At 71.6% G+C, this 24,549-nt stretch carries 25 protein-coding genes; 21 read left to right on the top strand and 4 right to left on the bottom strand.

Going from position 1 to position 24,549, the window contains the following annotated elements:
• The first annotated feature begins 17 nt into the window (after window positions 1–17).
• The 12 genes from AC3CBB_RS12970 to AC3CBB_RS12915 all read left to right on the top strand — a co-directional run bounded on the left by AC3CBB_RS12970 (window position 18) and on the right by AC3CBB_RS12915 (window position 13,272).
• Window positions 18–437 (top strand): GNAT family acetyltransferase, encoded by a 420-nt coding sequence (locus AC3CBB_RS12970; protein WP_123505634.1) that lies wholly within the window; start codon window positions 18–20, stop codon window positions 435–437.
• A 17-nt stretch (window positions 438–454) separates the two neighbouring features.
• Window positions 455–1,411: a CPBP family intramembrane glutamic endopeptidase gene (locus AC3CBB_RS12965; protein ID WP_123505633.1), complete on the top strand. Its 957-nt coding sequence runs from the start codon at window positions 455–457 to the stop codon at window positions 1,409–1,411.
• Window positions 1,408–3,462: a DNA helicase RecQ gene (gene recQ, locus AC3CBB_RS12960; RefSeq protein ID WP_488624911.1), complete on the top strand. Its 2,055-nt coding sequence runs from the start codon at window positions 1,408–1,410 to the stop codon at window positions 3,460–3,462. The genes AC3CBB_RS12965 and recQ overlap by 4 nt, the downstream gene beginning before the upstream one ends.
• Window positions 3,463–3,728: 266 nt before the next feature.
• The gene (locus AC3CBB_RS12955; RefSeq protein WP_488624910.1) at window positions 3,729–4,358 is read left to right on the top strand and encodes a GNAT family N-acetyltransferase; all 630 of its coding nucleotides are present in this window, start codon (window positions 3,729–3,731) and stop codon (window positions 4,356–4,358) included.
• A gap of 10 nt (window positions 4,359–4,368) precedes the next feature.
• On the top strand, window positions 4,369–5,229 hold the full coding sequence (locus AC3CBB_RS12950; protein WP_488624909.1) for an NAD(P)-dependent oxidoreductase: 861 nt from the start codon (window positions 4,369–4,371) through the stop codon (window positions 5,227–5,229).
• Window positions 5,230–5,291: 62 nt separating this feature from the next.
• The gene (locus tag AC3CBB_RS12945; RefSeq protein ID WP_488624908.1) at window positions 5,292–6,560 is read left to right on the top strand and encodes a D-arabinono-1,4-lactone oxidase; all 1,269 of its coding nucleotides are present in this window, start codon (window positions 5,292–5,294) and stop codon (window positions 6,558–6,560) included.
• 103 nt (window positions 6,561–6,663) lie between these two features.
• The gene (locus AC3CBB_RS12940) at window positions 6,664–7,878 is read left to right on the top strand and encodes a PucR family transcriptional regulator (protein ID WP_488624907.1); all 1,215 of its coding nucleotides are present in this window, start codon (window positions 6,664–6,666) and stop codon (window positions 7,876–7,878) included.
• A gap of 91 nt (window positions 7,879–7,969) precedes the next feature.
• A complete protein-coding gene (gene folE, locus AC3CBB_RS12935; protein ID WP_488624906.1) occupies window positions 7,970–8,554 on the top strand; it encodes a GTP cyclohydrolase I in 585 nt (194 codons plus the stop codon).
• Complete coding sequence (gene folP, locus AC3CBB_RS12930; RefSeq protein WP_488624905.1) at window positions 8,551–9,459, top strand: dihydropteroate synthase; 909 nt, start codon at window positions 8,551–8,553, stop codon at window positions 9,457–9,459. Before folE ends, folP begins: the two co-directional genes overlap by 4 nt.
• Window positions 9,456–10,208 carry a pyrimidine reductase family protein gene (locus tag AC3CBB_RS12925; protein WP_488624904.1) on the top strand — a complete coding sequence of 251 codons (753 nt, stop codon included), beginning with the start codon at window positions 9,456–9,458 and terminating at the stop codon, window positions 10,206–10,208. Before folP ends, AC3CBB_RS12925 begins: the two co-directional genes overlap by 4 nt.
• Window positions 10,209–10,300: 92 nt before the next feature.
• On the top strand, window positions 10,301–11,587 hold the full coding sequence (locus tag AC3CBB_RS12920; protein ID WP_488624903.1) for an NAD(P)/FAD-dependent oxidoreductase: 1,287 nt from the start codon (window positions 10,301–10,303) through the stop codon (window positions 11,585–11,587).
• A gap of 53 nt (window positions 11,588–11,640) precedes the next feature.
• Entirely contained in the window at window positions 11,641–13,272 is a 1,632-nt protein-coding gene (locus AC3CBB_RS12915) for an ABC transporter substrate-binding protein (protein ID WP_488624902.1), read from the top strand.
• Here AC3CBB_RS12915 and AC3CBB_RS12910 read toward each other — a convergent pair whose 3' ends face one another.
• Entirely contained in the window at window positions 13,273–14,403 is a 1,131-nt protein-coding gene (locus tag AC3CBB_RS12910) for an FAD-dependent oxidoreductase (RefSeq protein WP_488626747.1), read from the bottom strand. It lies immediately after the preceding gene.
• Between the two features lie 181 nt (window positions 14,404–14,584).
• On the opposite strand from AC3CBB_RS12910, the gene AC3CBB_RS12905 reads away from it, so the two are divergent.
• The 3 genes from AC3CBB_RS12905 (at window position 14,585) to AC3CBB_RS12895 (ending at window position 17,995) form a co-directional block, all read left to right on the top strand.
• The gene (locus AC3CBB_RS12905) at window positions 14,585–15,886 is read left to right on the top strand and encodes a CDP-alcohol phosphatidyltransferase family protein (protein WP_488624901.1); all 1,302 of its coding nucleotides are present in this window, start codon (window positions 14,585–14,587) and stop codon (window positions 15,884–15,886) included.
• A gap of 147 nt (window positions 15,887–16,033) precedes the next feature.
• Window positions 16,034–17,482 (top strand): phosphatase PAP2 family protein, encoded by a 1,449-nt coding sequence (locus tag AC3CBB_RS12900; protein WP_488624900.1) that lies wholly within the window; start codon window positions 16,034–16,036, stop codon window positions 17,480–17,482.
• Window positions 17,483–17,635: 153 nt separating this feature from the next.
• A complete protein-coding gene (locus AC3CBB_RS12895) occupies window positions 17,636–17,995 on the top strand; it encodes a hypothetical protein (RefSeq protein WP_488624899.1) in 360 nt (119 codons plus the stop codon).
• Window positions 17,996–18,094: 99 nt separating this feature from the next.
• Here AC3CBB_RS12895 and AC3CBB_RS12890 read toward each other — a convergent pair whose 3' ends face one another.
• Window positions 18,095–18,550: a DUF4190 domain-containing protein gene (locus AC3CBB_RS12890; protein WP_123505621.1), complete on the bottom strand. Its 456-nt coding sequence runs from the start codon at window positions 18,548–18,550 to the stop codon at window positions 18,095–18,097.
• A gap of 149 nt (window positions 18,551–18,699) precedes the next feature.
• Between AC3CBB_RS12890 and AC3CBB_RS12885 the strand changes: the two genes are divergently transcribed.
• The 6 genes from AC3CBB_RS12885 to AC3CBB_RS12860 all read left to right on the top strand — a co-directional run bounded on the left by AC3CBB_RS12885 (window position 18,700) and on the right by AC3CBB_RS12860 (window position 23,216).
• Entirely contained in the window at window positions 18,700–19,686 is a 987-nt protein-coding gene (locus AC3CBB_RS12885; RefSeq protein WP_488624898.1) for an FAD:protein FMN transferase, read from the top strand.
• 1 nt (window position 19,687) lies between these two features.
• Entirely contained in the window at window positions 19,688–20,245 is a 558-nt protein-coding gene (locus AC3CBB_RS12880) for a ferric reductase-like transmembrane domain-containing protein (protein WP_488624897.1), read from the top strand.
• Entirely contained in the window at window positions 20,242–21,474 is a 1,233-nt protein-coding gene (locus tag AC3CBB_RS12875; protein ID WP_488624896.1) for an NADH-ubiquinone oxidoreductase-F iron-sulfur binding region domain-containing protein, read from the top strand. Before AC3CBB_RS12880 ends, AC3CBB_RS12875 begins: the two co-directional genes overlap by 4 nt.
• A complete protein-coding gene (locus tag AC3CBB_RS12870; protein WP_233579924.1) occupies window positions 21,471–21,770 on the top strand; it encodes a ferredoxin in 300 nt (99 codons plus the stop codon). The genes AC3CBB_RS12875 and AC3CBB_RS12870 overlap by 4 nt, the downstream gene beginning before the upstream one ends.
• 87 nt (window positions 21,771–21,857) lie before the next feature.
• Window positions 21,858–22,802, top strand: coding sequence for an SDR family NAD(P)-dependent oxidoreductase (locus tag AC3CBB_RS12865; protein WP_488624895.1), 945 nt, complete (start codon window positions 21,858–21,860; stop codon window positions 22,800–22,802).
• Window positions 22,803–22,862: 60 nt separating this feature from the next.
• The gene (locus AC3CBB_RS12860; RefSeq protein WP_488624894.1) at window positions 22,863–23,216 is read left to right on the top strand and encodes a hypothetical protein; all 354 of its coding nucleotides are present in this window, start codon (window positions 22,863–22,865) and stop codon (window positions 23,214–23,216) included.
• A gap of 40 nt (window positions 23,217–23,256) precedes the next feature.
• Here AC3CBB_RS12860 and AC3CBB_RS12855 read toward each other — a convergent pair whose 3' ends face one another.
• Both AC3CBB_RS12855 and AC3CBB_RS12850 read right to left on the bottom strand, forming a co-directional pair.
• The gene (locus AC3CBB_RS12855) at window positions 23,257–23,826 is read right to left on the bottom strand and encodes a hypothetical protein (RefSeq protein WP_488624893.1); all 570 of its coding nucleotides are present in this window, start codon (window positions 23,824–23,826) and stop codon (window positions 23,257–23,259) included.
• A 4-nt stretch (window positions 23,827–23,830) separates the two neighbouring features.
• Window positions 23,831–24,412: a hypothetical protein gene (locus AC3CBB_RS12850; RefSeq protein WP_488624892.1), complete on the bottom strand. Its 582-nt coding sequence runs from the start codon at window positions 24,410–24,412 to the stop codon at window positions 23,831–23,833.
• Between the last annotated feature and the right edge of the window lie 137 nt (window positions 24,413–24,549).

Here is a 24,549-nt window from a genome sequence, read left to right as displayed (position 1 = left end):
TCAGGGAGGATGGACGGATGACCATCCGATCGTTCGACCCCGCCGACACCGACGCGGTGGTCGCCCTCTGGCAGGAGGCCGGTCTGACCCGGCCGTGGAACGACCCGCGCAAGGACATCGAGCGCAAGCTGCGCGTGCAGGCCGAGCTCTTCCGCGTGGCCGTGGCCGACGACGGACGGATCGTGGCCACGGCGATGAGCGGGTACGACGGGCACCGCGGGTGGGTCTACTACGTGGCGGTCGCGGACTCCGAGCGGGGCACCGGGCTGGGCGCGCGCATGATGGCCGACGCCGAGGGGCTGCTGCTCGACCTCGGGTGCCCGAAGGTCAACGTGCAGGTGCGGGAGGGCAACGACCGCGTCATCGGCTTCTACGAGCACCTCGGGTTCGCGCCCGACAAGGCGATGGGACTGGGACGACGACTGATCGCAGACTGACCGGCTACCCTCGCCAGGTGAGCCACGCCTACCACCGGATGTTCCGCGCGCACACCGGGTACCGGTGGTGGAAGCCGCTGGTGGCCATCGCGATCGGCTTCGCGCTCTACTTCGGGTTCTCGCTCGTCTGGCAGCAGGGGCTCGTGCTGATCGTGGAGGCCGTCGGCGGACGTCAGGCGGGCGTCGACCTGGTCGACGCGGCGCAGCGCAACCCGCAGGACAGCTCGAACCCGCTCGTCATGCTGCTGACGCTGGGCGCGCTCGCGACGATGGTGCCCGCCGTGATCATCGCGGTCCGGCTGGCGGGCCTCGGCGGATGGGGTCAGCTGACCAGCGTCGTGGGGCGGCTGCGCTGGCGGTGGCTGGCGCGGTGCATCGTGCCCGGCGCCGTCTTCATCGGCGTGAGCATCGGCCTGAACGTGCTGACCTCGTCGATCTGGCCCGAGCAGGGTGCAGTCACGGCGCCGGGGACAGCGACGCCGCCGGCCGCGCTGTTCGCCTCGATCGTGATCATCCTGCTCTTCGTGCCGCTCCAGGCGGCCGGCGAGGAGTTCGCCTTCCGCGGGCTCGCCATGCAGAGCCTCGGCTCGTGGGTGCGCTGGCCCGTCGTCGCCATCGTCGTGCCGGTCGTCGGCTTCGCGTTCGCGCACTCGTACAACGCGTGGGGCCGTCTCGACGTGTCGGCGCTCGGCATCGCCTTCGCGTACCTGACCTGGCGCACCGGCGGGCTCGAGGCGGGCATCGTCGCGCACGTGATCAACAACGTCGTCGTCTTCATCATCGCGGCGCCCGTCGTGCAGGTCAGCCAGAACGACGGCTCTCCGATCGGGGCCGGCATCACCGTCGTGTCGGCAGGCGTCTACGTGCTCCTCGTCGAGTGGCAGGCGCGCCGGCACAGCCCTCAGCGCACCGGTGGCGGGCCTGTGGAGAACGCCAGCGCGATGTCGGACGACCCTCGTAGACTCGCCCGGTGACCACGACCTCCGCCCCCGCTCCCGTCGGCCGCACTCCGCTCGACGTGCTCCACGACGTCTTCGGCTACGACGCGTTCCGGGGCAGCCAGGCCGCGATCATCGACCAGGTCGCGAACGGTGGCGACGCCCTCGTGCTCATGCCCACAGGCGGGGGCAAGTCGCTCTGCTACCAGGTGCCCGCGCTCGTGCGCGACGGGGTCGGCATCGTCGTCTCGCCCCTCATCGCGCTCATGCAAGACCAGGTCGACGCGCTCGAGGCGGTCGGCGTCCGGGCCGCCTTCCTGAACAGCACGCAGGACTCGATGCAGCGAGCCGGCGTCGAGGCGGCCTTCCGCTCGGGCGAGCTCGACATGCTCTACCTGGCTCCGGAGCGGCTGCGGCTCGAGTCGACGAAGCAGCTCCTCGACCAGGGGCGAATCTCGCTGTTCGCCATCGACGAGGCGCACTGCGTCGCCCAGTGGGGTCACGACTTCCGACCCGACTACCTCGAGCTCTCGGTACTGCACGAGCGGTGGCCCGATGTGCCGCGGATCGCCCTCACGGCGACCGCGACCGAGACGACCCACCGCGAGATCTCGACCCGCCTCGATCTCGACGGCGCCGCGCACTTCGTCGCCGACTTCGACCGGCCCAACATCCAGTACCGCATCGAGGCGAAAGACCAGCCGCTGAAGCAGGTGCTCCGCCTCATTCAGACCGAGCACCCCGGCGACGCCGGCATCGTCTACTGCCTGTCTCGCAACTCGGTCGAGAAGACCGCCGAGTCGCTCGTCGCCAACGGCATCCCGGCGCTTCCGTACCACGCCGGCCTCGACGCGGGCACGCGGCAGCGCAACCAGTCGCGGTTCCTCCGCGAAGACGGCATCGTCATGGTCGCGACCGTGGCGTTCGGCATGGGCATCGACAAGCCCGACGTGCGGTTCGTCGCCCACCTCGACCTGCCCAAGTCGGTCGAGGGCTACTACCAGGAGACCGGTCGCGCGGGCCGCGACGGCCTGCCCGCCACGGCGTGGCTCGCCTACGGGCTGCAGGACGTCATGCAGCAGCGCCGCATGATCGACCAGTCCGAGGGCGACGCCGCGCACCGCCGGCAGCTCACCGCTCATCTCGACGCGATGCTCGCGCTGTGCGAGACCGTTGAGTGCCGCCGAGTGCAGCTGCTCGCCTACTTCGGCCAGACCTCGACGGCCTGCGGCAACTGCGACACCTGCCTGACCCCGCCGACCGCGATCGACGGCACGGTCCCGGCGCAGAAGCTCCTGTCGACGATCGTCCGCCTCAAGCGCGAGCGCAATCAGCAGTTCGGTGCCGGCCACCTCGTCGACATCCTCCTCGGCAAGCGCACCCCGCGCATGACGCAGCAGGGCCACGAGGCCCTCGCCACGTTCGGCATCGGCACCGAGCTGAGCGAGATCGAGTGGCGAGGCGTCGTGCGCCAGCTTCTCGCGCAGGGCCTCCTCGCGGTCTCGCCCGACGGCTACGGCACCCTCCTGCTGACGGACGCCTCCGGCGAGGTGCTCTCGGGAGCCCGGCCGGTCCGGCTTCGCAAGGAGCCCGAGCGCGTGGCGAGGTCGGTGCGCACCCGTCGGGGTTCCGGCGCCGCGGCCGTGACCGATCTGCCCGCCGAGGCCCAGCCGCTGTTCGAAGAGCTCCGCGCCTGGCGGGCCGCGACGGCTCGCGCCGCCGGAGTCCCCGCCTACGTCGTCTTCGGCGACGTGACGCTGCGCGGGGTCGCCGCCACGCGCCCCACCACGCTCTCCGCCCTCGCCGCCATCTCGGGCGTCGGCCAGAAGAAGCTCGAGACCTACGGCGAGGCGCTGCTCGAGGTGGTGGGCGATGCTGGGGGTGGCGGTGCCGCTGGATCGGGTGGGGCTGGGGCTGGCTCTGCGTCTGTTTCTTCGTCGGGTGGTCGAGCGGCGCCGGGGCGCGGGCCGGCCGCCGCGCCGGTGACCAGCTTCGACCCCGAGCCGGAGTTCGACGACGGCGGCTGGCCCGATGCGCCGCCCGACGACCCGTACGACGAGGGAGTGCCGCCCGACGAGTGGCGGTAGGGCGGACGCGTTGGCGGTCGCCTGCGTGCACGCGCCAGTTCGTGCGTTCGTTCGCGTGTTCGCGCGCTAGCTCGCAAGGAAGTGTTGGGTAGACGTCCTTGTGGGGCGGGCGGATTGCGGCGGTTTGCCTTGTGGGGCGTGCAGCTGGACGGCGGAGTCCTTGTGAGCGCGCAGGGCGTCCTTTGATGAGGACCCACGCGGGCGGCGGGCGGCACGGAGCGCAACACGAATTGACCGCGCACGGGCCCCGCGGCTACCGTCGCGGCATGCCCGCGCCCGCCGCCCCGACGCCTGACGCCCCGCGCCCCGACGCCTTCGCCGTGGTGTGGACGACCGCGGACGCGCCCCTCGCCCGCCCCCTCGTCGACGACCTCGCCCGCGACTACGACGCGCGCTACGAGCCCAACGACGGCATCCCGTCGTCGGCGGAGCTGACGCGCTACCCCGTCGAGCTGTTCACGCCCGAGCACGGCGGCGCGTTCCTGATCCTGACCGAGGTCGCGCCGGCCGACCCTGCGCTTGGCGACGCCGCGCCCGACACCGCCGCGGACGCCGCCGCCACGACCACCCCCGCCGCCCCCACGACCACCCCCACCAGCGCCGTCGCCGGCGGGGCCTTCATCCGCGTCGACGGCGACACCGTCGAGATGAAGCGCGTCTGGACCCACCCCGACCACCGCCGCCGCGGCCTCGCCCGCCGGGTGATGGCCGTGCTGGAGGCCGAGGCGCTGGCCCGCGGCTACACGACCGCGCAGCTCACGACGGGTGCGCGTCAGCCGGAGGCGCTCGGCCTCTACCTGCGCCTCGGCTACGAGCCGCTGTTCGACCTCGACGGCGACTACGAGCAGATCAGCTACCTGAGGTTCCGCAAGGTTCTGGCCAGCCCTGGCGCGTAGCGTCGAGTGCATGAAGGTTACTGTTCTCGGTCTCGGCATCATGGGTCTCGGCGTCGCTCGCACGCTCCTGAGAGAGGGGTTCGACGTCACCGTCTGGAACCGGTCGGCCGAGAAGGCGGCGCCGCTGGCCGATGAGGGCGCGACCGTGGCGGCGTCCCCGGAGGAGGCCGTGGCGAGCGCCGACGTGATCCTGTCGATCCTGTTCGATGCGGACAGCGTGCTGAGCGTGCTCGCTGAGGCGTCCGGCGCGGTCCCGGACGACGCCGTCTGGGTGCAGGCGTCGACGATCGGCCTCGACGGCACGAACCGAGTGGTCGCCGCGGCCGACGACGCGGGCGTGTCGCTCGTCGAGGCCATGATGCTCGGCACGAAGCAGCCGGCCGAGACGGGCAAGCTCGTGATGCTGGCGGCGGGCGACGTGGCGCTGCTCGAGAGGGTGCAGCCGGTGCTCGACGCCATGGGTGCGAAGACGGTCGTGGCCGGCGACCGGGTCGGCAACGGCACGGCGCTGAAGCTCGCAGCCAACGCCTGGGTCGCGACGGTCACGGCGGGGATCGCGCAGTCGATCGCGCTGGCGGAGGCCCTGGGTCTCGACGGCGGGCAGTTCCTGCGCGCGATCGAGGGCGGTGCGACCGACACGCCGTACGCCCACGTCAAGGGCGAGTCGATGCTGTCGGGGGAGTTCCCGCCGTCGTTCGCACTCGACGGCCTGCGCAAAGACCTCAGCCTGATCGGCGAGGCGGCACGGGGCTCCGGAGTCGAGCCGCGCGTGCTCGATGCCCTCGCCGCGACGTACGCGGCGGCGTCGGGTGACGGCCACGGCGGCGACGACATCGCGAGCGTCTACGCAGCGTTCACCCCTCGGGGCTGACCAATTGTTGCGAGTTAGAACAAATTGGTGATGTGAGCGCTCACTCCCGCTAGAGTCTCCGCATGACGTTCACCGCCGAACGCGAGCAGAACTGGGCCGGCACTCACGTGTACGGTGCCTCGCGCATCCTGAATCCCACATCCGTCGACGAGCTGCGCACGATCGTGGCCGCCGAGCCCCGTGTGCGAGCACTGGGCACACGCCATTCGTTCAACGCGGTCGCCGACGGGCCCGGCGTCCTGGTGTCGCCGATCGACATCCCCGCCGACATCGTCGTCAGCGACGACCGCACCTCGGTCGCAGTGGGCGCAGGAACCCGCTACGCCGTCGTCGCCACCGAGCTCGAGCGGCAGGGCCTCGCTCTGCACAACATGGGCTCGCTCCCGCACATCTCCGTCGGCGGGGCGACGGCGACGGGAACCCACGGGTCAGGCGCGGCGCACGGGTCGCTCGCGACCTCCGTGCGCGCCCTGGAATTCGTCACGGCCGACGGGTCGGTCCGCACGGTCACCCGCGGCGACGCCGACTTCGCCGGCAGCGTCATCCACCTCGGCGCGCTCGGCATCGTGAGCCGCGTCACGCTCGACGTCGAGCCGAGCTACCGCGTGCGCCAGGACGTCTACCTCGGCGTGCCGTGGTCGTCGCTCGAGGGTGCGGGACTGCGGGAGATCATGAGCTGCGCGTACAGCGTCAGCCTGTTCACCGTCTACGGCGACGACATCACCCAGATGTGGGTGAAGACCAGGATCCCCGAGGGCGTCGACGACGTCGAGATGCCCGACGAGCTGTTCGGCGGCAAGCACAACGACAACCGCGTCGCCTTCGTGTCGGAGGACGACAACACGACTCCGATGGACGGCTCCGTCGGCCCCTGGGTCGACCGGCTGCCGCACTTCCGCATCGACCGGAATCCCTCGAACGGCGAGGAGATCCAGACGGAGTACTTCGTGTCGCTCGACGAGGGCGCCGCCGCGATCCAGGCGGTGCGGACGTTGGCTGCGAAGATCCAGCCGCACCTGCTCGTGACCGAGCTGCGCGCCGTCGCCGGCGACGACTTCTGGCTGAGCGAGACGCAGGGGCAGGACTCGCTCTGCATCCACTTCACCTGGGCGAAGCACGTCGACGAGGTCGCCGAGCTGATCCCGCAGATCGAGGAGGTCCTGCGGCCGTTCACCCCGCGCCCGCACTGGGGCAAGGTGAACACGGTGTCGGCGTCCGAGCTCGAAGAGCGCTACCCGCGGCTCGGGGAGTTCCGCGCGCTCGTCGCGAAGCACGACCCCGACGGCAAGTTCTCGGGCGGGTTCCTCGACGAGCTGGTGCTCGGGCGCTGATCGCGGCTCGGGCGCTGAGCGCGGCTCCGGGGCTGAGCCCGGCTTCGGCGTAAGGCGGCGTCACACGGGCAGGCGCTCGACGGCCGCTGGTTAGCCTTGACGGGTGGACGACGACCTGCAGGCGATGGTCGACTCCCTCGCGCTGAGCATCCAGCGGTCCGTGGCGGTCGACGACGCTCAGCTGCGCCTCGTCCGGTCCAGCGCCCACTTCGGCGACGAGGACGACCTCCGGCTCAAATCGCTGGTCGACCGGCGCGTGCCGGACGGCGTCGCCTCGCACCTGCACCGCCTCGGCGTCCCGTCGTGGCGGACCCCGGGTCACGTGGCCGGCACCCCGGACGACCCGTTCGCGACCCGCTGGTGCGTGCCGTTGCGCACCGGTCTCGAGCTTCTCGGATTCCTGTGGGTCATCGACGACGGCGACCTCACCGACGACCAGCTGTCGCTCATCGCCGACGGGGCGGCGCGCTTCGAGGCCCGCCTGTCGCGCGACGCCGAGACCAGGGCCGGCGTCGATCGCCACCTGCAGAGGCTCGTCCGCGCTCTCGTCTCGCCGTCGGCATCCGAGCGGTCCGCCGCCCTCGACGCGGTCCGAGCCGGAGACGGCGGCGATCTGGGCCGCATCGACACCCTCCCGGCGGTGAGCGTCGTGCGGATCGCGGTCGAGCCGGGTCCGGATCCGTCGGCGGCGAGGCAGGCGCTGTCGGCCTCCCTGTCGCGAGGCCTCCGAGCCGGGCTCGCGACGCGTCCGCCGGGCACCTACGCCGTCGCCGTCGGCGAGCGGGAAGCCGCCGCCCTCATCGGCTGGTCGGCCGTCCCCGCCGATGGCGACGCCGAGATCGTGGGCGCGCGGATCCGCGACGCCCTGGCCCGGACCGACCCGGACGTGGCCGAGGGGTCGACCGTCGGCGTCGGCGGAGTGGTGACCGCGCTCGACGAGGCGCACCTCTCCGCTCGGCAGGCCGCCGTGGCCGTTCGGGCCGCACGCGCGGACGCCGAGCCGCTCCGGCTGTGGTCCCGCCTCGGCGCGAGCGCGCTCGTCGCGGCCATCACGCCAGGCGGGATCGACCTCGAGGTCCTTCCGGAGCCGTTCGCGACGTTGCTGGCAGAGCAGAGCGGCGACACCCGCGCCCTGCTCCTCGCCTACCTCGACAACGCGGGGAGCGCATCGGTCACGGCGAACCAGCTCAATCTGCACCGGTCGACGCTCTACTACCGCGTCGCGCGCTTCGAGCAGGCCACCGGTCTCAGCCTCGACCGCGGCAGGGACCGACTGGCGCTGCACCTGTGGCTGACGCTCGACCGATTCGAGTCGTGAGGGGACGCTCCGGTCGCTGTCGGCACCGCGCGGTAAAGTTCCGCCCGAGCACCCCGAAGCACCGGGGTACGCGGAGGGGTACAGCGCAGAGATGACGCGACAGTTCGATCGGCCGAGAATCGAGGCGGCGGTTGCCGAGATCCTGAGCGCGATCGGCGACGATCCCGCCCGGCCCGGCCTCGCCGACACTCCCCGCCGCGTCGCCGACGCCTACGAGGAGTTCTTCTCCGGGCTCGGGGTCGACGTGGGCGCCCTGATGGGCGCCAGTGTCGTCCCCGCCGACGCCGGCGAGCTCGGCGAGCTCGTCATCGTGCGCGACATCCGGTTCCGGGCGGTGTGCGAGCACCACCTGCTGCCGTTCCTGGGCGTCGCGCACGTCGCCTACGTGCCCGGCACGCAGATCGTCGGGCTCGGCAAGATCCCCGGGCTGGTCGACACGCTCGCGTCCCGCCCGACGCTGCAGGAGCGCCTGGGCGAGGAGATCGCCGACGCGCTGGCGTCGTCCGTCGACGCGGCAGGCGTCCTCGTGGTTCTCGACGCGGTCCACGGCTGCGTGACGACCCGCGGCTCGCGGCAGACGCAGAGCTCGACGGTCACGGTGGCGAGCCGCGGCGTGCTCGGCGACCCCGCCGGTCGCGCGGAGGCCATCGCCCTCATCGGCCAGGGGGCCGAGTGACCTCGCTCGAGGCCGCGCCCGGGTTCCGGCTGCCGGCGATCTCGACCCCGGTCCGCCGCATCGGCCGCCGCACCTTCGACTTCGACCGCCAGATCGCCGTCATGGCCATCGTCAACCGCACGCCCGACTCGTTCTACGACCAGGGCGCCACGTTCGCGCTCGACCGTGCCGTCGAGGCGGCGGTCGCAGCCGCCTCGGCCGGCGCCGACTGGGTCGACATCGGCGGCGTCAAGTTCGCTCCGGGGCCCGAGCTCTCAGCGGCCGAGGAGGCGGAGCGCGTCGTGCCGGTGGTGGAGGCCCTCGCACAGCAGTCGGATGTCGTGATCTCGGTCGACACGTTCCGACCGGAAGTCGCCGAGGCGGCGATCGCGGCGGGCGCCAGCGTCATCAACGACACCACCGGCCTCGCCGACCCGCGCCTCGCCGACGTGGTCGCGACCAGCGACGCCACCCTCGTCGTCACGCACTCGCTGGCGGCGCCGCGGCAGCCGGTGCCCCGCCCGCACTACGACGACATCGGCGGAGAGGTGGCGGAGTTCCTGCGCGGGCGTGTCGACTTCGCTCTCGAGCGGGGGATCCCCGAGGAGCGCCTGATCGTCGACCCCGGGCACGACCTCAACAAGAGCACGGTGCAGACCCTCGAGCTGACGCGCCGGCTGGCCGAGTTCACGACGCTGGGCCTGCCGGTGCTGGCCGCCGTGTCGAACAAGGACTTCATCGGCGAGTCGCTCGAGCGTGAGAAGCCTGGGCGGCTGGCCGGCTCGATCGCCGCGGCGACCGTCTGCGCGATGCTCGGAGCCCGGATCGTGCGGATGCACGCCGTGCGCGAGTCCGTCGACGCCATGCGGATGGTGGAGGCCGTGCTGGGCTGGCGCGAGCCGGCGAACCCGGTGCACAACCTGTGATCGACGCGCTGTTCCCGACACCGGGGAACGACCTGAGCGACGACGACCTGCTGGCGCTGTACGCGCCGGCCGACCGCTCCGTGCCGCGGCTGCGCGCGAACTTCGTGGCGAGCGTCGACGGGTCGGCGACGGCGTCCGGGCTCTCCGGCGCGCTCGGCGGCCCGGCCGACAAGCGCGTGTTCGACCTGCTGCGGCAGCTCTGCGACGTCGTGGTGGTGGCTGCGGGCACGATTCGCTCGGAGGGGTACGGGGCGATGCGCCTGCCGGCGTCGGCCGAGCAGTGGCGGCGGACGCAGGAACTCGCGCCCCAACCCGCCTTCGCCATCGTGACGGGGCGCCTCGACCTCGACCCGTCCTCCGACGTGTTCGCGAAGGCGCCGGTGCGACCGCTCGTGCTGACCGCCGCCTCGGCCGACGCGGATCGGCGTGCGGCGCTCGCCGAGGTGGCCGACGTGGTCGACTGCGGCGACGACACGGTCGAGCCGCGGCGTCTCGTCGAGGTGCTCGTCGATCGCGGCCTGACGCAGATCCACTGCGAGGGCGGGCTGTCGCTGCTCGGCGCCCTGATCGAGTCCGACGTGCTCGACGCGCTCTGCCTCACGATCAGCCCGGCGCTCGAGGGCGGCTCCGGCCCCCGGATCGCGCACCGCGCCGCCGGCGCCGCGCCGATCGACCTGCGGGCGATGACGCTCGACCACGTGCTGAACGCCGACGGCATGCTGCTGACGCAGTACTCGCGGCGGCGCTGACCGCGACCGGTCGCGACACGTGTCGAGGTGGCGACCGCACATCCGCGACAGGTGCCGACCGACTGGGCTCCGGCCGCCGAATAGCATCGAGCATGCCCATCGATCAACCGAACCCTGCCGCCGCGGCTCGTGGCTCTGTGCACGTCGTGGGCGCGGGCATCCTTGGCCTCTCGGCCGCCTGGCACCTCCATCTCGCGGGCTATCGCGAGATCACCGTCGTCGATGCCGGGCCCGCCCTCCACGGCACGACGCCGGCGGGCGCCGGGTTCGTGCTTCCTGCCGCCGCCGACGAGAGCCGCCGGGGCGGCACGTTCGCGGTGCCGATCTCGCACTACTCGCTCGACTTCTACCGGCGGCTCCACTCCGACGGCCACGACATCGAGTTCGGCGAGCACGGCAACATCGTCATGGCGACCACCGAGTCCTTCCTCGCGGAGTCGGCGGCCGGAATCGCCGGTCATCCCCTGGCCGATCCCGGCACCCGGGTGCTGAGCGCCGCCGACGTCGTGAGCATCACCGGAGGCGCGGTGGACGGCGCCGCGATCACGGGCGGCGTCTTCATGCCCAGGGCCGGCCAGGTGACCACTTCTCGCGTCGTCGAGGTCCTGACCGCGCTGCTCGAGGCGGAAGGCGTGCGGATCGTCTACGGTGCCCGCGTCACCGCCCTCCAGACGGCCGACGGGCGTGTCTCCCTCCTGAGCACGTCCGTCGGCGACCTCCCCGTCGAGGCTGTCGTCCTCGCAGGTGGAGCGTGGCTGAACGCTCTGCTCGAACCCCTCGGCACCCGGCTCCCGCTGCTGCCGATGGTGGCCACCCGCTTCGTCACGGCGGATGCCGGGCTCGCCGCAGATATGCCGACGATCCAGAGCCGGGACCTCGGGCCGATGTGGCTCCGCAACCTGCACGGGTCGTTCTCGTGGGGTGCCGGCCCCGGCTATCGGAGCTCGCGACTGCTCCGCGCCTCGGGGGTCGACACCGGAGTCGCCGTCGGACGCCCCCGTGCCGACGTGCTCGTCGACGCCCTCCGGGCGCACCAGCCTGTGATGGAGCGCGTGTTCCCGGCGCTCGCCGATGTCGAGGTCGTCACCGTCATCCAGGGTCAGCCCGTCTGGACCGCCGACGGCCGCGGCTACGTCGGCGAGGTCCCGGGTGTCGACGGCCTGTGGGCGCTCGGCGGAGACAACGAGAGCGGCGTCATGAACGGACCCGGGATGGGCCGGCTCCTCGCCGACATCGTCACCGGCTCCGACGACCCGGTCGCCGACGTCGCGGCCTTCCGTCTGGACCGCCTCCCGCAGGCCGACTTCCCGACCGAGGAGTCCATCGAGGCGTTCATCGCGTCCGAGGGCGACCGCGTCGCGCACGCGTTCACCGACTGATCCACCTCGCCACAGCAGGCACACCTCCCCACCACCGATCGATAGGCCCTTTCATGCGACTGAAGTCCCGGCTCGCCGTCCCCCTCGTCGGAACAGCGCTTCTCGCCGTCCTCGCCGGCTGCGTCAGCGTCTCCTCCGACTCCGTCGACGACAGCTCGTCCGACACCATCACTCTCGGGACCACCGACAAGGTGACCGCCCTCGACCCCGCCGGCTCGTGGGACACCGGGTCGTTCGCCATCCAGACCAACGTCTACGGCGAGCTCCTCAACTTCAAGCCGGGCACGACGACGCCGGTTCCCGACCTGGCTGAGTCGGCCGAGTTCACGACGCCGACGACCTACACGGTGAAGCTCCGCTCGGGCGAGAAGTTCTCGAACGGCCACGCTCTGACGTCGTCCGACGTCAAGTTCTCGTTCGACCGCATGATCTCGATCGCAGACGCGAACGGCCCGTCGTCCCTGCTGTCGAACGTCGAGAGCGTCGCCGCTCCCGACGACACGACGGTCGTCTTCACGCTCAAGGAGGGCGACGACCAGCTCTTCCCGCAGGTGCTCGCCTCGCCCGCCGGCTTCATCGTCGACGAGGACGTCTTCTCGGCGACGAAGCTGACCGCCGACGCGACGATCGTCGCGGGGAACCCCTTCTCGGCGCAGTACCGCCTCAAGCAGTACACCCCGTCGCAGATCGCCGACTACGTGGCCAACACGAACTACGACGGCGTCCTCGGCTCGCCGAAGACGAAGAACATCCTCGTCACGTACTACACGAGCGCCACCGACCTCAGGCTCGACGTCGCCGACGGCAAGGTCGACATCGCCTCGCGCGCCCTCTCGCCGACCGACATCGTGTCGCTCCAGAAGAACTCCAAGGTCACGATCCACACGGGGCCCGGCTCGGACATGCGCTTCGTCGTCTTCAACTTCGACACCATGGCGTTCGGCACGAAGTCATCCGACGCCGACAAGGCCAAGGCCCTCGCCGTCCGCCAGGCCGTCGCCGACGTCGTCGACCGGGCCGCGATCGCGAAGGACGTCTACAAAGGCACCTTCTCGCCGCTCTACTCGGTGATCCCGGCGGGCCTCGCCGGAGCGACCGACGCCTACAAGACCGCCTACGGCGACGGTGAGGGCGGCCCGGACGTCGCGAAGGCCGAGGCCGTGCTGAAGGCCGCCGGCATCACGGCGAAGGTCCCGGTCAAGCTGCAGTTCAACACCGACCACTACGGCGCCTCGTCGTCGGACGAGTACTCCGAGCTGGCCGATCAGCTCAACGCCTCCGGCCTGTTCACCGCCACCACGCAGTCGACCCTGTGGGAGCAGTACCTGAAAGACATCGCGGCGGCCGAGTACCCCCAGTTCCAGCTCGGCTGGTCGGCCGACTACCCCGACTCCGACAACTACTTCAACGTGATCTACGACCCGGCCTCGTCGCCCGCCTTCATCAACAACGGGGCGCGCGACGCGAAGCTCAACGAGCTGATCGCCGGCGAGAAGGTCGAGGCCGACGCCGCCGAGCGGACCACCCTGATCGAGGAGGCCCAGACCCGGGCAGCCGAGGTGCTGTCGACGCTGCCGCTGCTGCAGGGCAAGCTCGTCGCCGTCTCCGGGACCGACATCACCGGCATCGACTCGACGCTCGACGCCTCGAACCGGTTCCGCTTCGGAGTGCTCGGCCGGAAGTAGCTAGCGCGCCAGCGCGAAGCGCGACGGCGGGCGATCGCCCGCCGTCGCGAGGTCGGCGAGAATCCGGCCCACGGTCGGCGTGAACTTGAAGCCGTGCCCTGAGAAGCCGGCGCCGACCGTGACCGGGCCGACGCGGTCGAGCACGAAGTCGGTCGTGTCAGTCGACGTGTAGGTGCAGCTGATCTCGGCGAAGTCGTCGGGGTCGACGCCCGGAAGCCAGTCCGCCGCGTACCGCCGGAGGGCTTCGAGCTGCACGGGCTCCGACTCGAAGGTGCGGGCATCGGGGTCTGTCACCAGTCCGGTGCCGTGCCAGCCGACCTTGACGCCCTCGCCGGGCGTGAGCATGCCGTAGACGTCGGAGTACCAGTAGTCGCCCGACTCGCTCGAGCGGTCGTGCAGGTGGTTGAACGAGGGCCAGGCGTCGCCCCCGAGCGCGGGCCTGAGGGCGAAGTGGGCGGGCTGCTCCTGCGTGACGACGAGTCGCGGCAGCCGGATCCGGTCGCCGAGCAGCTTCTCGGTCCAGGCGCCGGCCGTGACGACGAGCGACCGGGCTCGCACGGTGACGACCCGCCCGTCGGTCTCGAGGTCGACGTCGGCGTGGTCGTCGGCCACTCGGATGTCGACGGCGCGCGTCGCGTGCCTGACCTCGGCGCCGAGCGACGTCGCGACCTGCTGCAGCGCCGCGACCGAGGCATCGGCGCGCACGCGGCCGGAGTCGGGCGAGAACAGCACGCGCGTGTCGAACCGCATTCCGGGCCACCGCTCGTGCGCCTCTTCCGGGCGCAGGAACTCGGAGCGCACGCCCGTCCCGGCCAGCGCCGCGCGCACCGCGTCGAACGAGGCCCGCGATTCGCCGTCGCCGTTGCCCGGGCCCTCGCCGTGGTTCACCAGGCCGACGAGGTCGAGCAGCTCGGCGCCCGAGGCGGCCTCGAGCTCCTCCCAGAGGCGTCGTGCCTCGACGAGCATGGCCACGTAGTCGGGCTCGGAGTAGGCGACGTTGAAGTTGCGGAACTCGCCGTGCGAGGCGCCCATCGCGTGGCCGGGCTCGAAGCGCTCCGCGAGGAGCACCTCGCGGCCGCGTCGGGCGAGGGCCCAGGCTGTGGCGGAGCCCATCGCGCCGCCCCCGACGATCAGCGTGTCGACGTGTTCGATGTTGGGTCCTCTCGTGGCCGTCGTTCAAAGGTACGGCGAGTGCGACAGCCGGGTGGCCGACAATCGTCGGAATCCGGAGTCGTCACCTCGACCAGGTGCCGCCGGCGGCCTCCGTCGCGGTGGACCGGATGCGCCCGCGACGATCGGTACCATAGGTCGCATGCAGGATTTCGGCGACTTCATCCAGTGGCTGACCGACTCGGCCAGCCAGCTGCCGACGACGCTCGTCTGGGGCCTCGGATTCGCGTTCGCCTTCCTCGAGTCGGGGCTCGGCCTCGGCTTCTTCGTTCCGGGCGAGACCGTCGTGACGATCCTGGCGGCGACGTTCGAGTCGGTCCCCGCCGTCCTCGTGATGCTCGTCGTCGTGGCCGTCGGTGGATCGCTGGGCGACCATGTCGGCTACACGATCGGCCGCCGGATCGGCCCCCGCATGCGCGAGACGAAGCTGATCCAGAAGCTCGGCACGAAGAACTGGGACCGCGCCGTCGGGGTGCTCGAGAAGCGCGGCGCCCTCGCGGTCTTCCTGACGCGGCTCGTTCCGGTCGTCCGGACTCTCACTCCTGCCGCGGCCGGCGTCGCCCAGGTGCCCTACCTCGCCTTCCTTCCGGCCTCGCTCCTCGGCGCCCTGACCTGGTCGACCCTCTACGTCGGCATCGGCTACCTCGTGCGGTCGTCGCTCGACGTGATCCAGAAGTACCTGGGCTCGGCCGGCTGGCTGGTGCTGGGGGCGGTCCTCGTCGTCGCGGTGATCGTCATCATCGTGCGCATCGTGCAGAAGCGCGCGCCCGCCGACGATCAGCGCGCGGTGATCGGCAACGGCGCCGAAGCCGGCACCATGCCGCCGGCCAAGGGCGTCATCGGCTCGCTGCGGTACCGGCTGTTCCAGCAGGACGAATGGCGGACGATCCCGAACGCCGTGTCGGCGGTGCGGATCCTCCTGCTGCCGGTGTTCGGAATCCTGCTCGTGCTCGAGCACTACTGGGCGTCCATCGTCGTGCTCCTCGTGGTCTTCCTCAGCGACTTCGTCGACGGGTTCGTCGCCCGACGCTTCCACATGACCAGCGTCCTCGGCGCGTGGCTCGACCCCGTCGCCGACCGCCTCACCGTTCTGATCGTCGGCGTCTCGTTCGTCGCCGCGCAGATCGTCCCGTGGCAGACGGTCGTGATCCTTCTGATCCCCGACGTCCTGATGGGGATCTGGGCGGTGGCCGCCTTCAACGGCGCCCCCGACGTGAAGGTCTCGTTCATCGGCAAGGTCCGCACCACCCTGCTGTTCGTCGGGCTGTTCCTGATGCTGGTCGGAATGGCGGTGCCGTCGGTGTACCGCGTGTTCGTGGGCGTCGGATTCGTGCTCTTCCTGCTCGGCATCATCGGCCACTACATGGCGATGACTCACAACGCGCGGGGCATGCTCGGCCTCTGGCAGCGGTCGCGGGCGGCGGGGCGGGTCGACGCGGCGTAGCCTGCCGGTTCGGGAGGGGCGGCGGCAGTTCCTGCGCCCTCTGCCGTTTTGCAGGCTGCGCAGGTTGTTCACCTTCGTGACCCCTGTTCGTTATCCGGGCTTCCTAAATTGCTCTCGGCACCCTCCGCCGAGATCAGAGAGAAGAACATGCGCACTCGCCCCACCCGCCGAGCCGTCGGCACGGCCGCCGTCGCAGCACTGGCCGCCGTCGCCCTCGTCGCGACCCCGATCGCCGCCACCGCCGCGACCACGTACCCCAGCGACACCACGGCACCGGCGCTCACCCCGCTGCTGACCGGCTACAACCAGTTCTGGACCTCCGATGGCAAGAACGACCTCCACGGCTCCGTCGAGGACAACGCGACACTCGCCCTCAACGACAGGCTCGCCGTCTGGATCAACAACAACGCCACGGCGAAGCAGCAGTTCCGCGCCCTGCAGAATTCGGAGTACCAGACCAGCGACGGCACCGCCTACGACCAGTCGGTCTCGATCGCCGACGGCCTCGGCTCGGTCATCTCCAAGCTCTACGTCAAGGGCACCGTCAGCGGCGACCTGCCGCTGACCACCGCGCTGGTCAACTCGTCGACGGGCACCTCGGGCGCCTACGTCGGCACCAGCGTGCCGAAGGCCGCCTTCAGCTACCCGCGCCCCTACCTCCCCAGCGACGCGAGCTCGACCGCCGTGTCGGGCGACGCCGCCGGCTGCGCCCCCGCGACGGTGAACGCGTCGTCAGTGCAGAGCAACCGCACCGGAAAGAGCTACGCCGACGCGGCCGGAAACCTGAAGATCAAGCGCGTCGCCGACACGGTCGACGCGACGCACGAGTTCTCGAACAGCGACGTCGCCCTGTCGGCCGGCTACGGCACCGTGGGCATCTGCACCGGCGGCTCGTACCCGTCGGGTCACACCACGACGGCCTACCAGGCCGGACTCTCGCTGGCCGAGCTCCTGCCCGAGCTCGCCCCCGAGATCCTCGCCCGCACCTCCGAGGCCGGCAACAACCGCATCGTGCTCGGCGTGCACTACCCGCTCGACATCGTCGGAGGCCGCATCTCGGGCGAGGCCGCTCTCGCGACCCGCATGTCGGACGCCGCCTACGTGAAGGGCGTCATCGCTCCCGCCCGCGCGGAGCTCGTCGCGTACATCAAGTCGCAGACGCACACCACTCTCGCCAAGACGCTGAAGACCCAGAAGTCGTACGCCGACAACCCCTACGGCGGCAAGAAGATGCCCGGCGGAACCGCGCAGATCGTCACCGACCGCCGCTCGGCCGTCAACGTCTACACCGACCGCCTGACGTACGCCTTCCCGAAGACGGGCGCCACCGGCGCAGCGGCGTCCGTGCCGGCGGGCGCGAGCAGCCTGCTCCTCACGGCCTACCCGACGCTGACGGACGCCCAGCGCACCTCGGTGCTCGCCCAGACCGAGATCGCCTCGGGCTTCCCGCTCGACCAGACCCGCAAGGCGACCGGCTCGTGGGAGCGGCTCAACCTCGCGAAGGCGACCAGCGCCATCGTCCAGGTCACCAAGAACGGCACCGTGAAGGTGCTCTCGACCGGTGGCGTGGCGAAGGTCGTCAAGGCCGTCAAGTAGGGCACAGGTCAGTACGGTCGGCCGGGTCTCCGCTCTTGCGGGGGCCCGGTCGTCTGTGCGGGCGCAGGGCAATCGCATCGCCGGCGTCCAGCCCGTCGAAAGCCGCGGCCCCGATGGTTGACACGTCAGGAAGCCACGAACCGAGAGGGCCGCATGAACATCCGCGCCAGAGGGATCCGCAACGCCCGCGCCGTGACCGCCGCCGTCGGGGCCGTCGGCGTCGTCATCGCTGCCGTCAGCGGTATCGCCGTCTTCAACCAGAGCGCCGGCGCGTCGGCCGATGCCGCGACCGCGCCGGGGTCGTCGACCTCGTCGACGGCGACCGACTCGGCCACCGCCGAGCCGTCGAGCTCGTCGTCGGCGTCGGCGTCCGCCTCGGCGTCAGCGTCCGCCTCGGCGTCAGCGTCAGCCTCCGCCGAGCCGTCGGACACCTCTTCGTCCGAGAGCTCGTCGTCCGGCATCAGCAGCGGCACGTCGTCGGGCTCCTCCGACGCGACGTCGTCCGGCTCCTAGCCCAAGGCCGTCCGCGGGCACGGCGAGACTCCAGCGTTGGCCCCTCGGCGGGGCCGATCACGGGCCAAATCTGGAGTCTCGCCACCTGCAGGAGGCTGGCTACGAGCAGGTGTAGGTCACGCCGTTGACCTGGTGCGTGCCCGGACCGAGGTCGGCGCACTTGGCGGCGACGCCCGCGATGGCGATGCCGCCGATGATCCCGCCGATGATCGTGAGCGCGAGCACGACGCTCGCGATGATGATGCCGGCCGTGGCGAGGCCACGCGGCCGGCCGTCGCGGGGCGCGGTGCGGAACGCGATGATCGACAGGATGAGCCCGACGACGCTGAGCACGCCGAGGAAGGCGAGGATGAACCCCACGATGGCCATCGGCGAGGTGCCCTGGCGCACGGCACCCGGGTTGTAGCCCTGCTGCCCGTCGTACGGCTGCGGAGACCCGTAGCCCTGCGGCTGGCCGGAGCCCTGTCCGTATGCCGGCGGCTGTCCTCCGCCTGCCGGAGGCCCGCTCTGGTAGGCCGGCTTGCCGTCGTCGTCCGGTGTCCGTGCGTCGCTCATGTGATCCCCCTTGTTCGTGATGGTGCGTGCAACAGTAGGCCACTGGCGCCCAGGGCGCATTCCGGGTCCTCATAAGAACCGCAGGGCGACGACAGGGCAGGCCGAAAGGTGCGGCCGCGACAGTGGAGGTCCCGACGGAAGGACCAGCCATGACCCAGTACTCCCCGCAGGCGGCCACGACCCTCACGGCCGCGACCGAGTGGCCGCTGTGGAGCACGACGGCGCGCATCGTCGTCACGGACGCCGTGGCGCTGACCCGCGCCCGGCAGATCGCCGACCGGATCCTGGCCGACGTCGAGATGGCGGCGAGCCGGTTCCGCGCCGACTCGGAGGTCCGGCGGATCCAGGACCGCCCCGGGGAGGGCGTCGAGGTCAGCGACATGCTGGCGGCGCTCGTGCACCAGGCGCTGCTCGCCGCCCGCGTCACCGACGGCGACGTCGACCCCACGCTCGGCGGGGTGCTCGACGGCCTCGGCTACGACCGCGACGTCAGGATGCTGCCCCGCGCCCAGCACGGCGACGAGGCGTCGTTCTCGATCTCGGTGGCGGTGCCGCGCGAGCCCGGCTGGTCGCGCGTGCGGCTGGACGGGCGGGTTCTGACAGTTCCTGCGCCCCTTCGACTCGACCTCGGCGCCACGGCGAAGGCCGTCGCCGCCGACCTCTGCGCGACGGCGATCGCCTCCGAGCTGCACTGCGGCGTGCTCGTCAGCCTCGGCGGCGACATCGCCACGGCCGGGCGGGCGCTGGGCGACGGCTGGCAGGTGACGGTGCAGGATCTCGCGGACGACCCGGTGTCGCGCATCACCGTCTCCGACGGCTTCGCGGTCGCCACCTCCAGCACGCAGAAGCGCCGGTGGGTGCATGACGGCCGCCAGGTGCACCACATCCTCGACCCGCGGCTCGGCCTGCCGGTGCCCCCGGTCTGGCGGAGCGTCACGGTCGCGGCGCCCGACTGCTTCCATGCGAACACCCTCTCGACGGCCGCGATCGTCAAGGGGCGCCGTGCGATCGACTGGCTGACCCGCCGCGGCATGCCGGCCCGCCTCGTCGACACGCACGGCGACGTCGTGCACCTGAACGGCTGGCCCGACGCCGAGACCGCTCCGCACCGCCACGCCGACCGCTGGGCGAGCTGACGTGGACGACGCCCTCTGGGCCATCGGCCGAGGCACCGGCGTCGCCGCGCTCGTGCTGTTCACGGGGTCGATCGTGCTCGGCATCATCACCCGGTCGGGCCGGCCGCTGCCGGGACTCCCGCGCTTCTCGGTGACGCTCGTGCACCGGAACGTGTCGCTCGCGGCGACCCTCTTCTTGCTCGTGCACATGAGCACGCTGTTCTTCGACCCGTACGCGCAGCTCAGCCTGCTCGACCTGGTGGTGCCGTTCTTCGGCGAGTACCGGCCGTTCTGGCAGGGCCTCGGCACGGTCGCGTTCGACCTCGTCGGCGTGATCGTCGTGACGAGCCTCCTCCGCAACCGGCTCGGGCCCCGCGTCTTCAAGGCCATGCACTGGTCGGCCTACGCGCTCTGGCCGATCGCGCTGGCGCACGCCATCGGCAACGGCACGAACGGCACCGACGGCTGGTTCCTCGCGCTCGCCGGGGCCTCGGTGCTCGCCGTGCTGGTCGCCCTCGGCTGGCGGCTGTCGTCGCGCTACCTCGAGTTCCGCGGAGTTCGACTCGGAGAGATCTCATGACCATGACCCAGCCCATCCGCACCAGCGTCGCCGGCCCCACCGGGGTGCGCCGCCTGTTCGCGGCACCGGCACCCGACCTCGCGTCGCACCTCGCCGCATTCGGCCCGATGCCCGCCGCCTTCGACGAGGGCCATCTGACCGCCGAGCTCGACGACTCCGGCCTGACGGGGCGGGGCGGCGCCGGGTTCCCGACCTGGCGCAAGCTCATCGCCGCGGCCGAGTCGGTGCCGTCCAAGCGCGGACCCGCGGTCGTCATCGCGAACGGCGCCGAGGGCGAGCCGCTCAGCAGGAAGGACGCCACTCTCCTGCGCAGCGCCCCGCACCTCGTGCTCGACGGGCTCCTCCTGGCAGCGGCCACGATCCGCGCCGGCGCCGTCGTGCTCTACGCACCGGCCTCGTCGCTCGAGCCGGTGGCGCGGGCCATCGCCGAGCGTCCCGATGCGGGCCGTGTGCGTCTGGTCGCCGCCCCTGACACGTTCCTGTCAGGCGAGGCGTCGGCCGTGGTCGGCGCGGTCGGCGGCGGGCCCGCGATCCCGCGCGACCACCCCGCCCGGCTGACCGAGGCGGGCCTGCGCGGAGCCCCGACCCTCGTGCAGAACGTCGAGACCCTCGCCCACGTGGCGCTGCTCGCCCGGTTCGGTGCCACCTGGTTTCGCCAGGCGGGAACCCCCGACGACCCCGGCACGCGCCTCGTCTCGCTCAGCGGCGACCTCCCGGTGCCGGCCGTCTTCGAGGTGCCCGGCGGCGTGCCGCTCGCCGACGCGCTGGGCGCCGCGGGAGCCTCCGTCGACGGCCTCCGAGCCGTGCTGGTCGGCGGCTACCACGGCGCCTGGGTTCCGGCGTCAGCGCTCTCCACCCGGTTGTCGACGCAGGAACTCGCGCCCTTCGGCGCGACCCCCGGCGCCGGAATCCTCATGGCCCTCGGCACGCACCGATGCGGCCTCGACGCCGCCGCAGAGATCGCGGCGTACCTGGCCGGCCAGTCCGCCCGCCAGTGCGGCCCGTGCGCCAACGGCCTGCCGCGGCTCGCCGACGTGCTGCGGCGCCTCGCTGCCCGCGACCGGGCCGAGTGGCTCCCCGGCGAGGTCGACCGGCTGGCGAGGCTGGTCGCCGGGCGCGGCTCGTGCCACCACCCCGACGGAACGTCGCGCATGGTCCTGAGCGCGCTCACCGTCTTCGCCGACGACGTGCGCGAGCACCTCGCCGGACGCTGCGTGGTGACGTCGTGACCCGCGTCGACGTGCCGTTCGGGCGGCGGGCCGTCGGTGCGCGCGGCGCGCGTGCGGCCGGTGTCGACGCCGCGCCGCGCGCGGCGGGCGCCGGCACGCTCCACATCGACTGGACGCGCTGCGACGGCCGCGGGCTCTGCACCGAGCTCCTGCCGGAGCTGCTCGACCGCGACGAGTGGGGCTACCCGCTCGCGCGCACCGGGCCGGGGTCGGACGTCGCCGTGCCCGCCGAGCTCGCCCGGGCAGCCCGCCAGGCGGTCGCGCTGTGCCCGCGCGCGGCGCTTCGGCTGGGGTGAGCGGCGCCTGCGCAGTTCCTGCGGCCGGTGTCGTGCTCTCGAAGCGACCACAGGGCACCTCGAACCCGGCAGGCATAGCCTTCAGGCATGACACGCCTCACGACGCCCTTCGGGGCCAAGTCCACCGCCGCCGAAGTGCTCGAGGGGATCGACCTCACCGGGAAGCGCGCGGTCGTCACCGGCGGCGCCTCGGGCATCGGCATCGAGACCGCGCGGGCGCTCGCCGGCGCCGGAGCCGACGTCACGCTGGCCGTCCGCAACGAGGTCGCCGGGGCCGAGGCGGCGGCCGACATCGCGGCGACCACGGGGTCCACGACGGTCGCGAGCCGCTACCTCGACCTGCAGAAGCGCGAGACGCTCGCCGCGTTCGCCGACGCCTGGGACGGCCCGCTCGACATCCTCGTCAACAACGCCGGCATCATGGCGACGCCGTTCGAGCGCACTCCCGACGGAAACGAGCTGCAGTTCGCGAACAACCACCTCGGCCACTTCGCCCTCGCCGTCGCCCTGCACGACGCGCTGGCCTCGGCCCGCGACGGGGCCCGCATCGTGTCGCTCAGCTCCACGGGGCATCTGGCCTCCGACGTGGTCTTCGACGACCTCGCCTTCGAGCGCCGCGAGTACGACCCCTGGCTCGGCTACGGCCAGTCGAAGACCGCGAACGTGCTCTTCGCCGTCGGCGTCTCACAGAAGTGGGCCGACGACGGGATCACCGCGAACGCCGTCCACCCCGGCGGCATCATGACGAACCTGCAGCGGCACCTCGACCCCGACTTCGCCAGGAAGGCCGGCTGGGTCTCCGAAGACGGCACCCCGAATCCCGCCTTCAAGACCACGGAGCAGGGCGCGTCGACGTCGGTGCTCGTCGCGGCATCGCCCCTGGTGGACGGCATCTCGGGCCGCTACTTCGAAGACGCCAACGAGGCCCTGCCCCACGACCCCGACGGCCCGCGCTCGGGCGTCGCCGCGTACGCGGTCGACCCGTCGTCCGCCGAGCGCCTCTGGGCGGTGTCGCTCGATCTCACGCGGTAGACGGGTCGAGGGGTACGCGCAACCCCTTGTGCGCCAGTCCTGAACGCGTAGAACTGAACGATGAAGCGAATTACCTACGGCGGCCGCTCGCTCGTCACCGCGGCCGTCGTGGCCGACGCTCTGCTCGACTACGCGGTCCACGTCGCCGGGCGCGGCGTGGCCGTGGTGGTGGAGGTCCCGGTGCTGGAGGAGAACGGCGACATCGCCTCCCACGCCCTCCTGCTCGGCCCGGGGACCGCGCTCGACGTCGTCGACATCGACGGCTACATGTCCGCCAGTCGCGACGGGGAGTTCGCGATCCCCGACTTCCCCCCGCTGATGGTGCACGCGATGTCGCTCGATCCGGCCGACGCGCCCGAGCTCGCCGATCCCTTCGAGATGCTCCGCGGCGAGATGGCGCCGCGTCCCGCGTAGCGGCTGCCCTCTGATCCGGCCGCCACACGGCCAGCTCGCCCTAGACGCCCGGCCAGGACCTCAGCAGTCGCACCAATGCGTCTCGGTCGTCGAGCGTCGCGCGCGACAGCATGACGCGTGCATCGTCGATCTTGGCGACGTAGGGTGCGGCGAGGGGGAGCACGACGACTTTCTCGAGGCCGCGGCGCCAGGCGGCGATGAACTCGGCCGCGAGTTCGTAGACGATGTCGAATCCCAGGTCTTCAAGCGACTCGCGCCACTCGTGGTAGCCGCTCGTCTCGTCGAACTCAGCGGCATGGAGCTCGTGCCAGGACGCCCCCTCCTCTGGAAGTCGACCGACGAGTCGATCGAAGCGGATGTCGCCGGCCACGTCGTCGAACTCGCCGAGTTGGGCGACGCCGCGATCCCAGGCTGCACGCCATTCGTCAGCGGTCGCCCCCGGTGACGTTCGCCCGGCCAGGCCGGCGCCGGTCAGCTCCTGAGGGATCCCCGGAGCGACGAGACCCCAGCGATTCCGCGTCCAGAGGAGCGCGAGCAGCTCCGAGTCGTCGTCCTCGAACGTGAGATCCATCTCGTCGGGCCACGGACCGATGTCTCCGGGATCGTCCACGACGCTATTTCCAGTTGACGACGAAGATCTTGGCATTGCAGACGGCTCCGTTCGTGAGCTTGGCGTGGGAGCCCACGAAGGTGCTCCCGACACCGCTGCTAAACCCGTAGAGACTGCGGAAGTGCGTGGCGCTCCACGAACTGTCGATGTTGTTCGCCCCGCTGAAGTTCTCAGTGAATGGAGTACCGAGGCGGCTCTGTCCTGACACCTTCCAGAAGTGGCCAAAGCTCTTCTTGCCAGGATTCAGCTTGTACGCGGCGTGGATGTTGATTCCGCCCCTCGACTTCACCGACTTGATCGTGAGTGTCGAGGTCCCGCAGTTTCCCGGCTTGGTGACCCGGGCGCCCTTGGCCGCGTCGGCCTGCTCGGCACGAGCTGCGGCGCTGATCGGAATCGAGCTCTCGACTCCGTTCGCGTCCGCGACGATCCGGTAGCCGTTTTCCTTCGCGACTTCGGGGTCGTACCCGGTCACCACCATCTCTGCCGTGAGCTCTGTGGCTTCGGCGGCCGAGGCTGGGACGGCGGCTCCAGCAGTGAAAGCAGTGCCGACGACGAATGACGCGAGGGTGATCGAGATTCTCTTCATGAGACGCCACAGAACCATCTGTGTGTGAAATATGCAACTCCACATGATTATGCATGTACTGGCGCACGGGCGCAGGAACGGGCAGCCCGCCGGCGAGCCGCGAGTTCCTGCGCCGCTCGCCGGGCCGGCCCGGACGC

This window comes from Frondihabitans sp. OV104 (genome assembly GCF_057787745.1).
The sequence above is the reverse complement of the archived record's forward strand: the minus strand, read 5'-3'. Positions and strand labels throughout refer to the sequence as shown.

Excerpts from the sequence above, each read along its gene's own strand:
- AC3CBB_RS12955 (WP_488624910.1), top strand. The coding sequence starts at position 3,729 with ATGCCCGCGCCCGCCGCCCCGACGCCTGACGCCCCGCGCCCCGACGCC.
- AC3CBB_RS12950 (WP_488624909.1), top strand. The coding sequence starts at position 4,369 with ATGAAGGTTACTGTTCTCGGTCTCGGCATCATGGGTCTCGGCGTCGCT.
- folE (WP_488624906.1), top strand. The coding sequence starts at position 7,970 with ATGACGCGACAGTTCGATCGGCCGAGAATCGAGGCGGCGGTTGCCGAG.
- AC3CBB_RS12920 (WP_488624903.1), top strand. The coding sequence starts at position 10,301 with ATGCCCATCGATCAACCGAACCCTGCCGCCGCGGCTCGTGGCTCTGTG.
- AC3CBB_RS12905 (WP_488624901.1), top strand. The coding sequence starts at position 14,585 with ATGCAGGATTTCGGCGACTTCATCCAGTGGCTGACCGACTCGGCCAGC.
- AC3CBB_RS12895 (WP_488624899.1), top strand. The coding sequence starts at position 17,636 with ATGAACATCCGCGCCAGAGGGATCCGCAACGCCCGCGCCGTGACCGCC.
- AC3CBB_RS12865 (WP_488624895.1), top strand. The coding sequence starts at position 21,858 with ATGACACGCCTCACGACGCCCTTCGGGGCCAAGTCCACCGCCGCCGAA.
- AC3CBB_RS12885 (WP_488624898.1), top strand. The coding sequence starts at position 18,700 with ATGACCCAGTACTCCCCGCAGGCGGCCACGACCCTCACGGCCGCGACC.
- AC3CBB_RS12890 (WP_123505621.1), bottom strand. The coding sequence starts at position 18,550 with ATGAGCGACGCACGGACACCGGACGACGACGGCAAGCCGGCCTACCAG.
- AC3CBB_RS12915 (WP_488624902.1), top strand. The coding sequence starts at position 11,641 with ATGCGACTGAAGTCCCGGCTCGCCGTCCCCCTCGTCGGAACAGCGCTT.
- AC3CBB_RS12850 (WP_488624892.1), bottom strand. The coding sequence starts at position 24,412 with ATGAAGAGAATCTCGATCACCCTCGCGTCATTCGTCGTCGGCACTGCT.
- AC3CBB_RS12970 (WP_123505634.1), top strand. The coding sequence starts at position 18 with ATGACCATCCGATCGTTCGACCCCGCCGACACCGACGCGGTGGTCGCC.
- AC3CBB_RS12860 (WP_488624894.1), top strand. The coding sequence starts at position 22,863 with ATGAAGCGAATTACCTACGGCGGCCGCTCGCTCGTCACCGCGGCCGTC.
- AC3CBB_RS12945 (WP_488624908.1), top strand. The coding sequence starts at position 5,292 with ATGACGTTCACCGCCGAACGCGAGCAGAACTGGGCCGGCACTCACGTG.
- AC3CBB_RS12900 (WP_488624900.1), top strand. The coding sequence starts at position 16,034 with ATGCGCACTCGCCCCACCCGCCGAGCCGTCGGCACGGCCGCCGTCGCA.
- AC3CBB_RS12875 (WP_488624896.1), top strand. The coding sequence starts at position 20,242 with ATGACCATGACCCAGCCCATCCGCACCAGCGTCGCCGGCCCCACCGGG.